Here is a 16,055-nt window from a genome sequence, read left to right as displayed (position 1 = left end):
ACGGCGATTCGTCGTTTTCGAGCAGGGACGAGAAGAACGTGACCTCGTCCGGGAAGGACTTGAAGATGTTGTCCATGACCAGTCCGTTGATGCGGCTGACGGTACGGCATTCGAGCACCTTGCGCAGCAGCTTTCGGCAGTCGTGCATGTTGGTCTGCCGGATGATGCGCTTGATGCCCGGGATGGCCTGGGGCGTCAGGGAGATGGAATCGATGCCCATGCCGAGCAGGATGGGCACGCAGAACGGGTCACTCGCCACCTCGCCGCACAGGGAGACTTCTATGCCCGCCTGATGGGCGGCGTCAACCACCAGCTTGATGGTGCGCAGGGTGGCCGGGTGCAGCGGCTGGTAGAGATAGGACACATGGTGGTTGGTCCGGTCCACACCGATGGAATACTGGATGAGATCGTTGGTGCCGATGGAGAAGAAGTCCACCTCCCGGGCCAGGAACTCGGCGATCATGGCGGCCGAGGGCAGCTCGATCATGATGCCCACCGGCATCTCGGGGTTGTGGGCCACGCCCTCGCGGCGCAGTTCCGCCTTGGCCTGGGCCAGCCACGCCTTGGCCTGGCGCACCTCCTTGACCCCCGAGATCATGGGAAACATGAGGGAGACGTTGCCATAGGCCGAGGCACGCAGGATGGCGCGCAGCTGGACCTTGAACAGCTCGGGGTTGCGCAGGCAGAAGCGGATGGCCCGCAACCCCATGGCCGGGTTGGTCTCGTTGAGTTCGCCAAAGGCGGAGATGAACTTGTCCGCGCCCAGGTCCAGGGTCCGAAATACCACCTTGCGCGGCGACAGGATGGCGGCGAGATCGATGTATTTCTCGGCCAGCTCGTCCTCGGTGGGCAGATCGGTGCGGTTCAGGTAGGCGTATTCGGTGCGGTACAGGCCCACGCCCTCGGCACCGTTGTCCAGGGCGGCGGGGATCTCCTCCACCAGCTCGATGTTGGCCAGCACCTGGACGCGGGAGCCGTCGAAGGTCTCGGCCGGCAGCTGGCAGCCGCGCTTGATCTTGCGGGTGTAGTCCTCGAAAGAGGCGGCGCGCTCGTTGTATTCCTCAAGCTCGGCCTCGGTGGGATTGACCACGATGCGGCCGGTCAGGCCGTCGATGACCACCAGATCGCCGTCGTGGACGAAATCCTCCAGCATGTCCACGCCCACCAAGGCAGGGATGCCCATGGAGCGGGCCATGATGCCGGTGTGCGAGGTCTTGCCGCCGCGTACGGTGGCAAAGCCCATGATCCGGCTGACCTGGATCTCCACGGTGTCGGCCGGAGTCAGGTCGTGGGCCATGATGATGACCCGGCCCGGGATGGCGGTCAGGTCGGTCTCGCGGCCGATGAGCTTGGCCTGGACCTTGTCCGCCACCACGCGCACGTCCTGCATGCGCTCGCGGATGTAGGGATCGTGGACCGCACCAAAGGCGGCCTCCTGATCGGCCACGGCCTTTTCCAGCGCCCAGGCGCAGTTGAGGCCCAGGGTGCGCACATACTCCTCGGCCACGCCCGAGAGCTTGGGGTCCTTGAGCATGAGCACATGGGTGTCGATGAGCAGGCCGTAGTCCCGAAGGTCGACGGGAACCTGCGCGCGGATGACGGTCAGCTCCGCCTCCACGGCGGCAAAGGCGTCGTGCAGCCGCTCCACCTCGGCGTCCATCGCGGCCGCAGGCACGGTGTGCCGGGGCAGATGCGCCTTGTGGTTGCGGTTGACAAAGAACGCCTTGCCGATGGCGATGCCGGTGGCCACCGGAATGCCGGAGAGAATCTTGTCTGCCATCTAGTCGTTGAACCTTTTGCGAAACAGCGTTTCAAGGGCCTCCACGGCCTGGGCCGCGTCGTCGCCGCTGGCGCGGATCTCCAGCACGTCGCCGGGACCGGCGGCCAGGGTCAACACGTCGAGGATGGACTTGGCGTCCACCTCCTGCTCATCGAGGACGATACTTATCTGCGCCGCAAAACCCTGGGCGCGCTGGGCGAGTTTCCCGGCCGGGCGGGCGTGGAGCCCGTGTTCGTTGGCAACGACCACCTGCCGGGAGAGATACTCCCCCTGTTCTTCGCCCGTGCTCTGGTTTGATTCGGTCATGACCACCTGCTTGTTTGACACTTCTTTCTATGTCGGATTGTACCAAAAATCACAAGCTCAAAAATTCCCGCACCAGCCGCTCCATCGTGGGGAAAAGCTCAATGCCGATCACGAAAACCGCGGCAGCCAGCACCCGCGAGAGCACCCCGGTGCGCACGAACCGGGCAAAGAGCATCAGCGCGGCCGTGCCCGCCAGCCACTCCCACCGGTCAAGGGGGCGCGGCCAGATGATGGCCCACAGCCACAGCAGCAGGCCTGCGTTGAGGTACTTGATGCGCCGCCCCCAGTTGATCAGGTCCCACCGCTTGAGCCGCTCCAGAAACCGGAACCCCTGGCGCAGGCCGCAGACGAAGGTGTAGCCGCGAAAGGCCTGGAGCCCCGTGAAGAAACAGATGCCAAGCACCAGCGGCGCGGCCGTGTGCCCGGTGAGCAGCAGGCAGATGGTCAGCAGCGCCCAGAAGATGAGCAGGCTCCCGGCAAAGACCGAATCGCCGATGGCCGACAGGGAATAGGCCGTGGTGTCCTTGACCTTGGAGAGCATGGCCGAGGGAAACCGCCCGGCCGCAATGGACTTTTCCACGTTGAGATAGATGCCCACAAGGCACGGCATCCAGAAGGGATGGGACTGGAAGTGGCGCACATAGCGCTTGAGGGCCGCCCGGTATTGCTTCGGCTCCGAGTGGATGGCGGCCAGCCCCGGCTGCATGGCGTAGACCAGCCCGATGTTCTGCATGCCGCGCGTGTTGAAGCCCGCCCCGGCCATGTAGCAGCGCATGAAACTGCGCAGGCAGGCCACCACCAGGGTGTCCTGTCGCAGGCTTGTCAGGCTTCTTTCGCTCATGACGCTCATGCGTGCTCCGGGCCGGACCGCGCCGGGCGTCTACCTGCGCCCGGGCAACAGCCCGATGCGCGTCATGTATCTGGCTGCGGCCAGGGCTGCGGCCAGCTTGAGCGCGTCCCAGGGAATGAAGGGCGCCACGCCCACCAGCCATGCCTTGTGCCAGCTCAAGGACAGGGCGAACTTGAGCCAGGTCGCGCCCATGGAATAAAGCACCAGCAGCGCGACCAGTCCGAAGCCGCCACCGCGCATCCAGGAAACGGTCCCGTCCGGCTGCCGGGCCAGCCCGCATAGCCAGACTGCTGCCAACCAGCCGAAGATGTATCCTCCGGTGGGGCCGAACAGGTGGCCCAGGCCGGACCTGCCGCCCGCGAACACGGGCAGTCCCAATGTCCCGGCCAGAAGATACAGACCGACGGCCATGACCCCCCGCTTGGGGCCAAGCGCAAACCCCGTCAAAAAGACGAACAGCGGCTGCATGGAAATAGGCACCGGCCCGATGGGCACGATGAGATACGCGCTCGCGCCGATGGTGGCGGCCAGGAGCGCGGTCCAGACAAGCTGGTGCAGATCGGTCAGGGAATCCTTGGGCATGTGTCTTCTTTCAGGTTAATTGTCCATGGTGATGGTCTCGGGCCTGAGGCCCGCGGCCCGGATATCCGCGAGGTCGCGGTCCACATCGCCGCCGCGCACGGTCAGGTAGTCGCCGATCATCAGGCCGCTGGCGCCCGAGCCGAGCACATCGCGCCCTGCGTCCGGGCCGAAAACCGAGAGCCGCCCGCCGCACAGCCGAATGGCCGCGTCCGGCAGCAGGAACCGGTACAGCCCGATGACCTTGAGCGCCTCGGCCGGGGCGAGTACCTCGCGCCCCGCCAGCGGGGTGCCCGGGATGGGCTGCAAGAAATTGATCGGCACCGAGTCCACCCCAAGGGAGGCCAGGAGCCGGGCCAGCTCCACCCGGTCGTCCCAGCCCTCGCCCAGGCCGAAGAGGCCGCCCGAGCAGACGCGCAGCCCGGCCTCCAGCCCGGCGCGCACCGCCCGCACGTCCTCGTCGTACCCGTGGGTGGTGCAGATGCTGGGAAAGAACGAGGCCGAGGTCTCAAGGTTGTGATGATACCCCTGCAACCCGGCATTTTTCAACAGTTTCAATTGCGCTTGATCCAGGATGCCCGGCGACAGGTCCGGGGCCAGTCCCAGCCCGGCCACGCCCTCGACCGCCGCGACAAATCCCTCGAAATCTTTCGCGCCCACATCCTTGCCGCTGGCCACGATGCCGAAACGGGTCGCGCCGTGCGCCCGGGCCGCCCGAGCCGCCGCCTCAATCTCGCCTGCCGGGAGCAGTCCGTGGCGCGGGCTGTCCGCCCGGCTCCGCACAGACTGGGCGCAAAAGGCGCAGTCCTCGGTGCAGCCGCCGGACTTGGCGTTGACAATGGCGCACAACTCCACCCGGTCGCCGAACCGGGCCAGCCGCAGCGTGTGGGCCAGGCGCGTCAGTTCCGGGACGCGCTCATCGGGCAACTCCACCAGGAACCGGATGTCGGCGTCGGAAAGGGACCGGCCGTCCAGAACCTTGCGGTATGCGGTGTTGAGGCTCATGCGGGACGCATGGTGGCATAGACCTCTTTGGCTGTCCAGCCGACAGCGCGCCCGGCCACCCGGCGGGCGATCTCCTTGGGCCTGCCGCCCGCCGCGCCCTCCTCGGCCACCAGCCGGGCTATCCCGGCTTCGTCGGTCTTCTCCCCGTCCGTGGCCGGACCGATGATCACGGTCAGCTCGCCGCGCAACTCCGGGTCCATGCCGGTCAGATCGCCCAGCCGACCGCGCAGAAATTCCTCGTAATCCTTGGTCAGCTCGCGGGCCACGCAGAACTCCCGGTCGCCCAGGATGTCGGCCGCGATCTCAAGGGTGCCCGCAAGGCGCGTTTTGCGCTCGAAAAAGACCAGGGTCGCTCCGGTGTCGCGATGGGCCAGGAAGAGCGCCTCGGTCTGGCTCTTCTTGCGCGGCGTGAACCCAAGGAAGGTATAGGGCAGCGGCGGCAGCCCCGAGGCCGACAGGGCGGCCACCGGCGCGCTCGGCCCGGGCACGGGCGAAACCGCGAACCCCTGCTCGCGGCAGGCGCGCACCAGGGTGAAGCCGGGGTCCGAGAGCAGCGGCGTCCCGGCGTCAGAGACCAGGGCCACGGCCATGCCCTCCCCCAGCCAGCCGAGCACCTTGGGCAGCCGCTTTTCCTCGTTGTGCTCGAAGAAGCTGACCAGCCTGCCGTGGCGGGCCAGCCCCAACCGCTTGAAGAGCAGCCCGGCTCGGCGGGTGTCCTCGGCCAGGATGATGTCCGCCTCGGTCAAAATGTCCCGGGCGCGCGGCGACAGGTCGTCCGCATTGCCCAGGGGCGTGGCCACCACCCAGAGTTTTCCCGCCCCGCTCACAATCGCATCCCCGTCACATCAAAGGCGTTTTCGGTGTGTTCCACATCCAGCGACGCGCCCGTGTCCACCACGGCCGCCAGATCGAACCGGCACGGCTCGTCCCACAGTCCCTTGGCGCTCAGGTACCGGGCCGCCGCCTTGACCAGCCGCGCCCGCTTGGCCCGGCCCAGCCCATCGGCCGGGGTGCTCATGGACCCGGACGCGCGCGTCTTGACCTCCACGAAGACCAGCGTGTCGCCGTCGCGGCAGATCAGGTCCAGCTCCCACTGGCGATAGCGCCAGTTGCGCTCGATTACGCGCATACCCTGGCTCTCCAGATACCGGGCGGCCGCGTCCTCGCCGAGGTCGCCGCGCCGTCTGGCGGGTGTGACAAAGTTCGGCATTTCCATGGGGGACAAGCTAGCACAGAGGGGTGTGGGACGCCAGCGCGGGCAAGACCCCGGACTCAAATCAGACTGGCCTGCCGCTGCGGCGCAGGCTCGGGCCGAACGCCCCGAAAGGTCAGCCTGTGCATGGGGCACGGACCGAGCCTGATGATGGCCTCCAGGTGTACCTGTGTCCCGTAGCCCATGTGTTTTTCCAGCCCATAGCCGGGATACCGCTGCCCGAGCTTGATCATCAGCCGGTCGCGAAAGGTCTTGGCCAGCACCGATGCCGCCGAGATGGCCGGAACAGTGCCGTCGCCGCCCACCACCCATTCTTGGGGCACGGACAGCCCCAGGGCGTGGACCGGGATGGTCTTGTCGCCGTCGATGCGCAGAAAGCACGGGGACACCTTCAGGGCGCGCACGGCCCGACCCATGGCCAGGAAGGTGGCCTGAAGGATGTTGACCCGGTCGATCTCGCCCGGCCAGGAGACACCCACGGCCCAGGCCACGGCCTGCTCCCTGATGAGGGGGTAGAGTGTCTCGCGCCTGGCGGCGGTGAGCTTCTTGGAGTCGGTCAGACCAGGCAGGTCGTAGGTTTCCGGAAGAATGCATGCCCCGGCGACCACCGGCCCGGCGAGGCAGCCACGGCCGGCCTCGTCAATGCCTGCGATGGAGGCTTGCGGGTGTTGGGTTTGCAGGGTGAGGGACATGAGGGGGATGTGCCTCATTTGGCAGAAAAAGAGAAGGAGAAAGGGCAAGGGAAAGGGAAAGAGGAAAGAGGGAAGAGATGAGGAAGCCGCCTTTGGCGGTTTTTTATGGGACGGGTTTCGTCCCTTCGGGCCGACTTCCTTTTGGACCGGAGCGCCCAAAAGGAAGCAAAAGTCGCTCTTTAAAGACCTGTGATCGGGTCTCCCGCGCCGCGCGCCAGTAACGTCGGGCCGCTGGCGAAACAGTTGTCGGCGTCGAAGACTCCGCCTCCGCCGGGTTTCGCCCCAGACGCGCCCCGACGAACTGGCGCTGCGACGCTCCCGCCCATTGCCCGGCTAGCGTAAGCAAAACCAAAAATGATGTGATCAGCGTAGATATAAAGAAGAGTGATGATGCGATCGCAGACCCATCCCGCCCTCTGCGACCGTGATTTTTTGTCCTCCGTAAACACCAGCCATTAAGCCTCCCAAGGCCTAGAAGCTGACCAAGCGCGGGCTGCGGCTCTTCGAATCACGGAGCCGCTTCGGCGACTTGATTCGGGAGCAGCCCCGATTGGATCAGATTCTTGGCCGTGGAGTGCAGGCGGCCAAGATAGAAAGGCCCTTTTCTTTGGTTACTTTCTTTTGGGCCAGCAAAAGAAAGTAACCCCGCCGGGAGGGCATTAAAAAAACTGGAGGAGCGCCAGCGACGGCCCTTTCTCTTCCTGCCTTCCACGCCCCACCCCAGAACGCATTGCCCTGCCCGCAAACCGCGAAAGCCCGGAGCGCTGGCGCGCTCCGGGCTGGGTGTCTCTATCGCGGGATCGGGGTTATTCCCAGATCTGCTTGGACTTGATGCGGGCGGCCTTGCCGCGCAGGTTGCGCAGGTAGTAGATGCGGCTGCGGCGGACCTTGCCCTCGGAGACGATCTCGACGTTGTCGATGAACGGGGAGTTGGTGGGGAACACGCGCTCCACGCCCACGCCATCGGAGATCTTGCGCACGGTGAAAGAGGCGTTGGTGGTGCCCCGACGGCGGCGCAGCACGGCACCCTGGAAAACCTGGATGCGTTCCTTTTCGCCCTCGACGATCCGATAGTGGACCTTGACGGTGTCACCGGCCTTGAACTCCGGGATGTCGAGACGGAGGTGTTCGGATTCGATCTGCTTGATGATGTCCATGGTCATTCTCCTTGTGAACGGAAAATTTATTCTAGTATTCATCCATCATGAGGCGGTCAACGGTGATGGCCACCGCGCTCCTGACCGACAGATGGTTGTAATCGTCCAGATACCGGATGGGCCTGAGCGCGCCTTCGGCTTTTTCCAGCACTTCCTCAGCCAGGCCGTGGCCTGTGCCGAAGACGAGCAAAACCGGCGATTCTTCCAGCCATTTCCGCACGTTGCGATATGTCAGCGCAGGCTCTGCGCCCGGGGCGCGGTCCAGCCGTGCTGACGTGGCTGCGAGGCGGGGACATTGCCCTGTTTGGGCCTTGATGTCAAGGACCGCCACCTCGATATCGTCAAAAACCCTGACCGTGGAGAAGGCTTCGGCCCGGTCAGGATTGGTGTCCTTGCCCGCGCCGTCGCGCCAGTGGGCGAGGAGCTGCCGGGCCAGCGCCTTCTGGTCCTCAATGGGTGTGACCGCGTGGAATCCGCCCAGGCCGTAGGTGCGGGCCACGCGCGCCATGTCGTGCAGATCGAGGTTGGTCACGGACACGGCCACCTTTTCGCCAAACTTGTTGAGCACCGGGTAGTGGACCAGGGCGATGTACAGGTTGCGGCCCAGCCTGGTACGGCGCAGGGAGCGCAGGTGGTCCACGTCCTCCACGGTCAGCCGGGCCTCGGGCAGCAGGTCGGGCCGGTCCCTCAGGGTGGCTTCCAGCGACTGTTCGCGCCGCCATTGCCCGATTCTGGCGTGATCGCCGGTGCGCAGCACCTCGGGCACGGCCAGCCCCTGAAACTCGTCAGGGCGGGTGTAGTGCGGGTATTCGAGCAGGCCCGAGGAGAAGCTCTCGTCGTCGCCAGAATCGGCGTGGCCCATGAACCCGGGCAGGAGCCGGGCCACGGCCTCGATGAGGCAGACGGCCCCGGCCTCGCCGCCGTTGAGCACGAAATCGCCCACACTGACCAGCTCGATGGGAAAGAGGTCCAGCAGCCGCTCGTCGATGCCCTCGTAACGGCCGCAGATGAGGGTGATGTCTTCCTCGCTGGCCAGTTGGCGCACGCGGGCCTGGGTCAGGGGCGCGCCGCGCGGCGAGAGCATGAGGATGCGGCCCGGGGAGGCGATGGACGAGAGGGCCTTGACCATGGGGTCGAGCTTGAGAAGCATGCCCGGGCCGCCGCCAAAGGGTCGGTCGTCCACGGACTTGTGGATGCCGCCCGCGAAGTGGCGCACGTCGATGTGATCAATGGCGACCAGCCCGCTTTCCACGCCCTTGCCCATCAGGCCCGAGGAGAGCGGACTCTCGAAATAGTGCGGAAAGATGGAAACGATGTGGAAATTCATGAGGCCTTGGCCCTTTTGCCGCTCTTGGCGCGCTTGGGGCGGTCGGGCTTGGCCTTTGGCGGCTCGGGGTTGAGGTAGAGATCGAGCAGCCCCTCCGGCGGGGCGACCACGATGACCCCGGCGTCGAGGTCCACGTCGAGCACGAACTCGGGCACGGCGGGCAGCAGGATCTCGATGCCCGCCTCGTTGACGATGACCCAGGTGTCCTGCTCGGCTGTCTCGAAGAAGTGTTCAAGCACGCCCAGGTCCGTGCCGTCTTCGAGGGTCACGCGGCAGCCCATGAGCTGGTAGAGGTAGTGTTCGTCCTCGTCCAGGTCGGGCAGGTCGGCCTCGCGCACGAGCACCTCGCGGCCGCGCAGGGCCTCTGCCGCGTCGCGGTCGGCCACGCCCTTGAGGGTGAGCAGCACCTGCCCCTTGTGCTCGCGCCAGGCAAGCACGGTGTGGGCTGTGGGCGGCTTGGCTCCCTCCTGCAAATGGATGGACGGCACCTGCCCGAAAAGCTCCGGGGACTGCGCGTGGCTCTTGACGCAAAGTTCCCCGCGGATGCCGTGGGGCTTGACGATCTGACCAACAATCACGAATCCGGTCTGTTTCATGTCCTCACCGTCCGGTTTGGCCTGCGCCCCATGCCCGGCCGCTCGCCGGGCCAATGGCACAAGGAGGCCGCGACCAAGGCCATGCCGCGAAAAGCTCAAGCCCCGCGCACCTGGGTGCGCCCGGGCCTTGAGCTTTTCCTGTGCCCCGGAGCTATGCCCCGGGGAAACCGTGGTCACGGCGCGCCCCGCTGACGGCGGGGTCGCCGGGCTCTATTCGAGAATTTCCAGAACCGAGCGTTTCCTGATCTTGGTAGAGGCGGCTCCGAGCAGGGTGCGCATGGCGCGGGCCGTGCGGCCCTGCTTGCCGATCACCTTGCCGAGGTCTTCCTTGGCCACCTTGAGTTCGATGACCGAGGTCTGCTCGCCTTCCACTTCCGTCACGCGCACTTCATCCGGATTGTCCACCAGCGATTTGGCAATGTACTCGATCATCTCTTTCAGCATGACGTCTTCCTCCGGTGTGGGCGCTGGTTTTCGCGCCCTGAACATGAGCTGCCGAACGGAAAGCCGGACGAGAGAAGCACGGTGCTACTTGCCGGCATTCTTGAGCAGGGAACGAACGGTATTGCTCGGCTCGGCACCCTGCGCAAGCCACTTCTCGATCTTTTCCATGTCGAGGTTGACCTCGGCGGGCTCGACCATCGGATTGTAGTATCCGAGGTACTCCACAGGGCGTCCGTCGCGGCGCACGGCGCTGTCAAGAGCCACCACGCGGTAGAAGGGACGCTTCTTGGCACCCATCCGGGTCAGTCTGATTTTCATAGCCATGGTACTTATACCCCCAATAGTGTTGTAATACGTTTTTGCCTACATATTGGCAAGATGATTATCCGTGGAAAGACGACGTCGTCTTTTTGTCCCTATTTCTTTTTCTTCTTGCGGGCCTGCTTGTTGAGCTTCTTTTTCTTTCGCTCCTTGAGCGTCTTCTTGGAGATGGTGTGCTTGGCTGGTTCCTCGCCAGCGCCACCCATGCCCAACGCCTCCATGCCCGGCATCCCGCCCAGGGCGCTCATGTCGGGCATGCCCCCGCCGCCCAGGCCGGGCAGCTTGGGCAGGCCGAACTTGCCCTTTTTCTTGCCGCCGCCCATCATGGCCTGCATGACCTTGCTCATCTGCTTGAAATTCTTGATGAGCACGTTGACGTCAGCCACCTTGACCCCGGAGCCCTTGGCGATGCGCTCCTTGCGGCTCTGGCTGATGATCGCGGGCTGTCGGCGCTCCTGCCGGGTCATGGACGAGATGATGGCCTCGGTGCGGCGCATCTCGTCCTCGGGCAGGGCATCCTTGCCCAGCTGCTTCATGACGTTGCCCATGCCGGGAATCATCTTGAGCAGCCCCTCCATGCTCCCCAGCTTCTTGAGCTTGCGCATGTGGCCGAGGAAATCCTCGAAATCGAACTCGGCCTTGGCCATCTTCTCGGCCATGACCTTGGCCTCGTCCTCGTCGATCTCGGACTGGGCCTTTTCGATGAGGGTCATCATGTCGCCCATGCCGAGAATGCGCGAGGCGATGCGGTCGGGATGGAAAAGCTCGATCTCCGAAAGTTTCTCGCCCACACCCACGAACTTGACCGACCTGCCGGTCACGGTCTTGATGGACAGGGCCGCGCCGCCTCGGGCGTCGCCGTCCATCTTGGTCAGCACCACGCCGGTGATGCCGAGCTTGTCGTTGAACGCCTCGGCCACGGTGACCGCGTCCTGGCCGGTCATGGCGTCGGCCACGAACAGGATTTCCTGCGGCGAGCACGCCTGCTTGATGTTCTCAAGCTCGTTCATGAGCGTCTCGTCGATGTGCAGGCGGCCTGCGGTGTCGAAGAGGATCAGGTCACAGCCCAGTTCCGCGGCCTTGGCCATGGCGTCGCGGCAGATGTCCACCGGGTTCATGTCCGTGGTGGACGGGTACACGGGCACGTCCAGCTGCCGGGCCAGGGTGTTGAGCTGGTCGATGGCGGCCGGGCGGTAGACGTCGGCAGGCACGAGGTACGGCTTGCGGCCGTGGTTCTTGCGCAGGTAGAGCGCCAGCTTGCCCGAGGAGGTGGTCTTTCCCGAGCCTTGGAGGCCGACCATCATCAGCTTGAGCGGCTTGGCCGCGAGGTCCAGCCCCTGCTGCTCGCCGCCCAGCAATTCGGTCAGCTCCTCGTTGACGATCTTGACGATCTGCTGGCCCGGGTTGAGGCCCTTCATGACCTCCTCGCCCAGGGCGCGCTCCTTCACCTGATCGACAAAGCCCTTGACCACCTTGAAGTTGACATCCGCCTCAAGGAGCGCAAGACGCACCTCGCGCAGTCCCTCTCTGACGTTGTCCTCGTCAAGTCGTTTCTGGCCCTTGAATTTCTGAAAGGCGTTGCCAAGTCTCTCTTGCAGGCTCTCGAACAAGTGTCCTCTCTCCCGGGTTATCCCCGTTATCCACGCGCAAAGCACCCGTCCAGCGCGGGCAAAGAGGTGGTTTGTTAAGCCAGAACCGGGCCGGAGTCAAGCCTTGCCCGCCGGGAAGCGGGGGCAAAGGGCCGCGCCCTCAACACAGGGCTTGGTCCAGGTCCGCCTTCAAGTCTTCCACGTTTTCGATGCCCACGGAGTAGCGGATGAGGCTCTCGGGGATGCCCATGGCCCGGCGCTCCTCGGCCGTGCATTCCACATGGCTCGTGGTGGCCGGGATTCCGGCGATGGTCTCCACCGAGCCGAGGTTGGCCGCCCGGCGGGCGAGCCGGAGGCGCGAGAGCACGCGCCCGGCGTCGTCGAGGGTTCCCCCCTTGGTCACGAAGCTGAGCATGCCGCCAAAGCCGCGCATCTGCCTGCGGGCGATCTCGTGCCCGGGGTGGGACTCAAGGCCGGGATAGAATACCCGCTCCACGCCGGGATGGGCTTCGAGGAACCGGGCGATGGCCAGGGCATTGGCATTCTGCCGCTCGATGCGCAGGTGCAGGGTCTTCATGCCCCGGATCAACAGATAGGCGGACATGGGGTGCAGCGCCCCGCCCGCTATCTCGCGGTAGGCGTAGATCTTCCTGATCAGCTCCCTGCTGCCCACGGCCACCCCGCCCAGGGCGTCGGCATGGCCGCCCAGGTATTTGGTGGCGCTGTGCAGGACGAGGTCCGCGCCCAGAGCCAGCGGATTCTGATTGATGGGCGTGGCAAAGGTGTTGTCCACCATGACCACGGCCCCGGCCGCCCGGCCCGCCCGCGCCAGCCGCGCAAGGTCGAGAATCTTGATGGTCGGGTTGGTTGGCGTCTCCAGGTACAGGGCCTGGCATCCCTTGGCCACCTCGGCCTCGATGGCCGCGAAGTCCGTGGTCTCGCACAGGGTCACGGCCACGCCCTGGCGGGGCAGGAACTCGGTGAAGAGCCGGTTGGTGCCGCCGTAGGTGTCCTTGACCGAGACCACCCGGTCGCCCGAACCCAGCAGGGCAAAGAGCGCGCCCGAGATGATGGCCATGCCGCTGGCCGCGCTCACCGCCGCCTCGCCCCCCTCAAGCACCCGCACCTTTTCCTCGAACACCGCCACCGTGGGATTGGTGTTGCGGGTGTAGATGTGCCCGGGCCGGTTGCCCAGGGACACGTCCAGCCACTCGTCCAGGTCGTCATAGGCAAAGGCCACGCTGTGCACCACCGGCACCTGGGTGGCCTCGCCCCCGGACACCTTGTCCTCCCCGGCCCATACGGCCATGGTTTCCAACCCGTATTTCTTGTGCTGGCTCATGCCCTCGCTCCTTGGGTGACTAATGAAAAAGCCGTGTCCGAAGTACCAGACACGGCGTTCGACGACAACAACCACGGCTGTGTGGAGTCGGGAGCTAATTGAGTGCTGCTTGGGCGATCAACTATTACGCCCCTCGCGCTTATATCTTTGGCGCATTAAAGGCTCCGGCTTAAACTCGTCACAATATTTATTTAATGATATCTTCAAAATATACGCAGTAAGGCTTGCAAGCATTGTATTAACTGGAAGCCCATAGCCTTGACTTGCAATCTCCGTCAAGATTGCAATACTAACAATTTTCGGATCCTGTAAGCAAGAAAGGGACTGCCGCATACCGCTGTTCCGAGGACAGATTTTCATCCAGATTCTTCTTGATATTCCATCGAATACCCTTTTCCCAACCTCGCAAGAATCTGAAGAACCCAGTGCAGGGGGAAGCATAGGTTTTTCGTTGTGTGGAAGCTGGTTCTTGGCCATCTCATATATTTTCTTCATAAAGTCGATAGACTTTGGCGGAACACTATTGCCTATGTTTTCCAATAGCTGTTTAGCGCTTACATTTGATATAAAATTGTTTTGAATCTCGGCGACAATTGCATCGGTATTTATCTCAAACGGGTTTTCTCCAAAGGAAACCAGCAACGACTCTTCTTCAAATCGTTTTGATATCCAGTGTAAGAATTCCTTTCTACGTTCAAGACCTTTGATCGCCGTGGAGTGCAGAGCATTTCTTAGATATAATTCTGATGACTTAATATCGCCATTATGCAGCTTGCATATAGAGAGCAAAACGCTTGCCTCTTGGTGAATTCTTGTATTATCATTTGTATTTTTAAGTATACCTAAGAGAAGGCTGTCTGCAGCCTGATATTCTTTTTTTAGAATTAACGTCTCACAGTAATGAAGAAGCAGCTCATGATATTTTGTGTGATGACCAGTTCTAATCAGAAGCGGTTTGAGATCAGCTATCGCCTTCCTCCCTGCAACAACATCACCTACTGCACAAGATTCAAGCAGTTGCTTCCTAAGAATTGACAATCTGATTTTCTGTGCATCGGTAAGTGCTGGCGGCTTCATAGAGTTCTCTTGTTAGAGTGCTGGATTCCGATTAACCACATTCTATTGTTTTCGCTGAAAACATTTCTGTCAATGACAAGGATATGGAGCCAGTTAATCCCTGATTTTTCCAAGGATTGATTATTGAACCATCCGATCAACTTTGCCCCCTACTCCGCACACTCCACGCAATACTGGGTTTCGGGCATGGCCTTGAGCCGGGCCATGGGGATGGGTTCACCACAGGCGATGCACAGGCCGAAGTCCTCGTCGTCGTCCACGCGGCGCAGGGCTTCATTCAGGCGGGCCAGCCGGACCCGGGCCTTGGAGAGCTGGGCCTCGGCCACGGACTGGTTGACGATGTTGTCCATGCGCGAGATGCGGCCGATGGCGTTGTCCGGGGCCACGGGCACGAGCAGCGCTTCAAGCCGGGGAATCTCCGCCTTGATGGACTCGATCTCCTCGCTGGCGTGCCGCTTGAAATCCTTTCTTTCCTTCTCTGTCATGACGTGAGCTTCCTCAGCCTGCGCATGGCGTCTTCAAGTATGTTCATTTCCTTGGCAAAGCAGAATCGGGCCAGGGTCTCGCCCGTGTCCCCCTGATAGAAGGCCGAGCCGGGCACGCAGGCCACGCCGGTGCGCGCAAGCAGGTGCATGGCCCGGGCCTTGGCCGTGTCGCCGGGCAGGCGCGACACATCGGCCAGGGTGTAGTAGGCCCCGGCTGGCACATGGGGCGTCAGCCCGATCTCGCGCAGGGTGGAGCAAAAGAGATCGCGCTTGTGCTGATGGTCCTCGGCCACGCCCCGGTAATAGCCCGGCCCCAGTTCATCGAGGCCGCGTGCCGCGCCCAGTTGCAGCGGGGCCGGGGCGCAGACATAGACCAGATCGCTGAAATGCCCGATGGCCAGCGCCCATTCCGGGTCGCAGAGGGCGTAGCCGATGCGCCAGCCGGTGATGGCAAAGACCTTGGACAGGCCGGAGATGGTGATGGTCCGCCGGGCCATGCCGGGCATGGTCGCCGGGGCGATGTGCGCGAGCCCGTCGAAGACGAAGCTCTCATATATCTCGTCGGTGAACACGAACAGGTCGTGGGCCTGGGCGAAGTCGGCCACCAGGGCCAGCTCCTCGCGGCTGAACACCTTGCCCGCCGGATTGGAGGGCGTGTTCAGGATGATGGCCCGGGTGCGCGGCGTGACCACGCGCTCCAGATCGGCGGCGGCGAATTCCCAGTCTGGCGGGGCCAGGGTGACGAAGACCGGCCTGATGCCCAGCGAGGCCAGGGTGACGATGTGGTAGCCGTAGTAGGGCTCGAAGACCACCACCTCGTCGCCCTCGTCGAGCAGGGCGAGGCAGGCGGAGTAGAACGCGCCCGTGGCCCCGGCCGAGACCACCACCTGGGTCTCGGGGTCCGCGTCCAGACCGGTGTCGCGCAGTTGTCTGGCCGCGATGGCCCGGCGCAGCTCGGCCCGGCCGTCAAAGCGGGTGTAGATGTTGTGACCGCGCTCCATGGCCTCGGCCGCCCCGCGCACGACAACTTCGGGCACGGGCAGATCGCACACTCCCTGGGCCAGATTGATGCCGCCGACCCGGGCGCACTCGATGGACATGCTCCGTATCTCGGACTGGGCCACCAGGGGCCGCCGTTTGCTCACTCTCAATGCCATGATTTCCTGACTCGCGTTTGGGGGTGCGGCTGAACTCAGCCACGAACCTTCAGCATACATGAGTTCCCCACGAAGGAAAACCCTCGTGAGCCCGCGCACGTTCCCGAAGATGACGCCGGAACGGGAATTGAGAGC

The 16,055-nt window shown here is 63.7% G+C and carries 18 protein-coding genes; all 18 read right to left on the bottom strand.

Going from position 1 to position 16,055, the window contains the following annotated elements; genetic code table 11:
* The coding region (gene ptsP, locus QQS14_RS09320) for a phosphoenolpyruvate--protein phosphotransferase (RefSeq protein ID WP_285906713.1) at window positions 1-1,780 on the bottom strand (1,780 nt) is incomplete at its 3' end.
* Window positions 1,781-2,086: an HPr family phosphocarrier protein gene (locus QQS14_RS09315; RefSeq protein ID WP_285906712.1), complete on the bottom strand. Its 306-nt coding sequence runs from the start codon at window positions 2,084-2,086 to the stop codon at window positions 1,781-1,783.
* Window positions 2,087-2,135: 49 nt separating this feature from the next.
* On the bottom strand, window positions 2,136-2,936 hold the full coding sequence (locus QQS14_RS09310; RefSeq protein ID WP_285906711.1) for a PTS system mannose/fructose/sorbose family transporter subunit IID: 801 nt from the start codon (window positions 2,934-2,936) through the stop codon (window positions 2,136-2,138).
* Between the two features lie 30 nt (window positions 2,937-2,966).
* Complete coding sequence (locus QQS14_RS09305) at window positions 2,967-3,518, bottom strand: biotin transporter BioY (protein WP_285906710.1); 552 nt, start codon at window positions 3,516-3,518, stop codon at window positions 2,967-2,969.
* Between the two features lie 15 nt (window positions 3,519-3,533).
* Window positions 3,534-4,520: a biotin synthase BioB gene (gene bioB / locus QQS14_RS09300; protein ID WP_285906709.1), complete on the bottom strand. Its 987-nt coding sequence runs from the start codon at window positions 4,518-4,520 to the stop codon at window positions 3,534-3,536.
* Window positions 4,517-5,347, bottom strand: a complete 831-nt coding sequence (gene rsmI / locus QQS14_RS09295) for a 16S rRNA (cytidine(1402)-2'-O)-methyltransferase (protein WP_285906708.1) — start codon at window positions 5,345-5,347, stop codon at window positions 4,517-4,519. The genes bioB and rsmI overlap by 4 nt, the downstream gene beginning before the upstream one ends.
* Window positions 5,344-5,736, bottom strand: coding sequence for a YraN family protein (locus QQS14_RS09290; RefSeq protein ID WP_285906707.1), 393 nt, complete (start codon window positions 5,734-5,736; stop codon window positions 5,344-5,346). Before QQS14_RS09290 ends, rsmI begins: the two co-directional genes overlap by 4 nt.
* A gap of 56 nt (window positions 5,737-5,792) precedes the next feature.
* On the bottom strand, window positions 5,793-6,425 hold the full coding sequence (locus tag QQS14_RS09285; protein WP_285906706.1) for a ribonuclease HII: 633 nt from the start codon (window positions 6,423-6,425) through the stop codon (window positions 5,793-5,795).
* A gap of 806 nt (window positions 6,426-7,231) precedes the next feature.
* Entirely contained in the window at window positions 7,232-7,582 is a 351-nt protein-coding gene (rplS, locus tag QQS14_RS09280; RefSeq protein ID WP_285906705.1) for a 50S ribosomal protein L19, read from the bottom strand.
* Window positions 7,583-7,613: 31 nt separating this feature from the next.
* Window positions 7,614-8,909, bottom strand: a complete 1,296-nt coding sequence (gene trmD / locus QQS14_RS09275; protein WP_285906704.1) for a tRNA (guanosine(37)-N1)-methyltransferase TrmD — start codon at window positions 8,907-8,909, stop codon at window positions 7,614-7,616.
* Complete coding sequence (gene rimM, locus QQS14_RS09270) at window positions 8,906-9,505, bottom strand: ribosome maturation factor RimM (RefSeq protein WP_285906703.1); 600 nt, start codon at window positions 9,503-9,505, stop codon at window positions 8,906-8,908. Before rimM ends, trmD begins: the two co-directional genes overlap by 4 nt.
* A 210-nt stretch (window positions 9,506-9,715) precedes the next feature.
* Window positions 9,716-9,949, bottom strand: a complete 234-nt coding sequence (locus tag QQS14_RS09265; RefSeq protein WP_285906702.1) for a KH domain-containing protein — start codon at window positions 9,947-9,949, stop codon at window positions 9,716-9,718.
* Window positions 9,950-10,033: 84 nt separating this feature from the next.
* The gene (gene rpsP, locus QQS14_RS09260) at window positions 10,034-10,273 is read right to left on the bottom strand and encodes a 30S ribosomal protein S16 (protein ID WP_155934186.1); all 240 of its coding nucleotides are present in this window, start codon (window positions 10,271-10,273) and stop codon (window positions 10,034-10,036) included.
* Between the two features lie 92 nt (window positions 10,274-10,365).
* Entirely contained in the window at window positions 10,366-11,880 is a 1,515-nt protein-coding gene (gene ffh, locus QQS14_RS09255) for a signal recognition particle protein (protein WP_285906701.1), read from the bottom strand.
* 139 nt (window positions 11,881-12,019) lie between these two features.
* Window positions 12,020-13,201 carry a cystathionine gamma-synthase family protein gene (locus QQS14_RS09250; RefSeq protein WP_285906700.1) on the bottom strand — a complete coding sequence of 394 codons (1,182 nt, stop codon included), beginning with the start codon at window positions 13,199-13,201 and terminating at the stop codon, window positions 12,020-12,022.
* Window positions 13,202-13,318: 117 nt separating this feature from the next.
* The gene (locus QQS14_RS09245; protein WP_285906699.1) at window positions 13,319-14,278 is read right to left on the bottom strand and encodes a hypothetical protein; all 960 of its coding nucleotides are present in this window, start codon (window positions 14,276-14,278) and stop codon (window positions 13,319-13,321) included.
* Window positions 14,279-14,427: 149 nt separating this feature from the next.
* The gene (locus QQS14_RS09240) at window positions 14,428-14,763 is read right to left on the bottom strand and encodes a TraR/DksA family transcriptional regulator (protein ID WP_285906698.1); all 336 of its coding nucleotides are present in this window, start codon (window positions 14,761-14,763) and stop codon (window positions 14,428-14,430) included.
* A complete protein-coding gene (locus QQS14_RS09235; protein ID WP_285906697.1) occupies window positions 14,760-15,920 on the bottom strand; it encodes a pyridoxal phosphate-dependent aminotransferase in 1,161 nt (386 codons plus the stop codon). Before QQS14_RS09235 ends, QQS14_RS09240 begins: the two co-directional genes overlap by 4 nt.
* Window positions 15,921-16,055: the final 135 nt, after the last annotated feature.

Origin of the sequence: Pseudodesulfovibrio pelocollis, from assembly GCF_030282845.1 — a bacterium.
GTDB lineage: Bacteria > Desulfobacterota > Desulfovibrionia > Desulfovibrionales > Desulfovibrionaceae > Pseudodesulfovibrio > Pseudodesulfovibrio pelocollis.
This window is presented reverse-complemented; position numbering and strand designations above follow the sequence as displayed.

Excerpts from the sequence above, each read along its gene's own strand:
- trmD (WP_285906704.1), bottom strand. The coding sequence starts at position 8,909 with ATGAATTTCCACATCGTTTCCATCTTTCCGCACTATTTCGAGAGTCCG.
- QQS14_RS09245 (WP_285906699.1), bottom strand. The coding sequence starts at position 14,278 with ATGAAGCCGCCAGCACTTACCGATGCACAGAAAATCAGATTGTCAATT.
- QQS14_RS09290 (WP_285906707.1), bottom strand. The coding sequence starts at position 5,736 with ATGGAAATGCCGAACTTTGTCACACCCGCCAGACGGCGCGGCGACCTC.
- QQS14_RS09310 (WP_285906711.1), bottom strand. The coding sequence starts at position 2,936 with ATGAGCGTCATGAGCGAAAGAAGCCTGACAAGCCTGCGACAGGACACC.
- QQS14_RS09240 (WP_285906698.1), bottom strand. The coding sequence starts at position 14,763 with ATGACAGAGAAGGAAAGAAAGGATTTCAAGCGGCACGCCAGCGAGGAG.
- QQS14_RS09250 (WP_285906700.1), bottom strand. The coding sequence starts at position 13,201 with ATGAGCCAGCACAAGAAATACGGGTTGGAAACCATGGCCGTATGGGCC.
- QQS14_RS09265 (WP_285906702.1), bottom strand. The coding sequence starts at position 9,949 with ATGCTGAAAGAGATGATCGAGTACATTGCCAAATCGCTGGTGGACAAT.
- bioB (WP_285906709.1), bottom strand. The coding sequence starts at position 4,520 with ATGAGCCTCAACACCGCATACCGCAAGGTTCTGGACGGCCGGTCCCTT.
- QQS14_RS09315 (WP_285906712.1), bottom strand. The coding sequence starts at position 2,086 with ATGACCGAATCAAACCAGAGCACGGGCGAAGAACAGGGGGAGTATCTC.
- rimM (WP_285906703.1), bottom strand. The coding sequence starts at position 9,505 with ATGAAACAGACCGGATTCGTGATTGTTGGTCAGATCGTCAAGCCCCAC.
- rpsP (WP_155934186.1), bottom strand. The coding sequence starts at position 10,273 with ATGGCTATGAAAATCAGACTGACCCGGATGGGTGCCAAGAAGCGTCCC.
- rplS (WP_285906705.1), bottom strand. The coding sequence starts at position 7,582 with ATGGACATCATCAAGCAGATCGAATCCGAACACCTCCGTCTCGACATC.
- QQS14_RS09235 (WP_285906697.1), bottom strand. The coding sequence starts at position 15,920 with ATGGCATTGAGAGTGAGCAAACGGCGGCCCCTGGTGGCCCAGTCCGAG.
- QQS14_RS09285 (WP_285906706.1), bottom strand. The coding sequence starts at position 6,425 with ATGTCCCTCACCCTGCAAACCCAACACCCGCAAGCCTCCATCGCAGGC.
- QQS14_RS09305 (WP_285906710.1), bottom strand. The coding sequence starts at position 3,518 with ATGCCCAAGGATTCCCTGACCGATCTGCACCAGCTTGTCTGGACCGCG.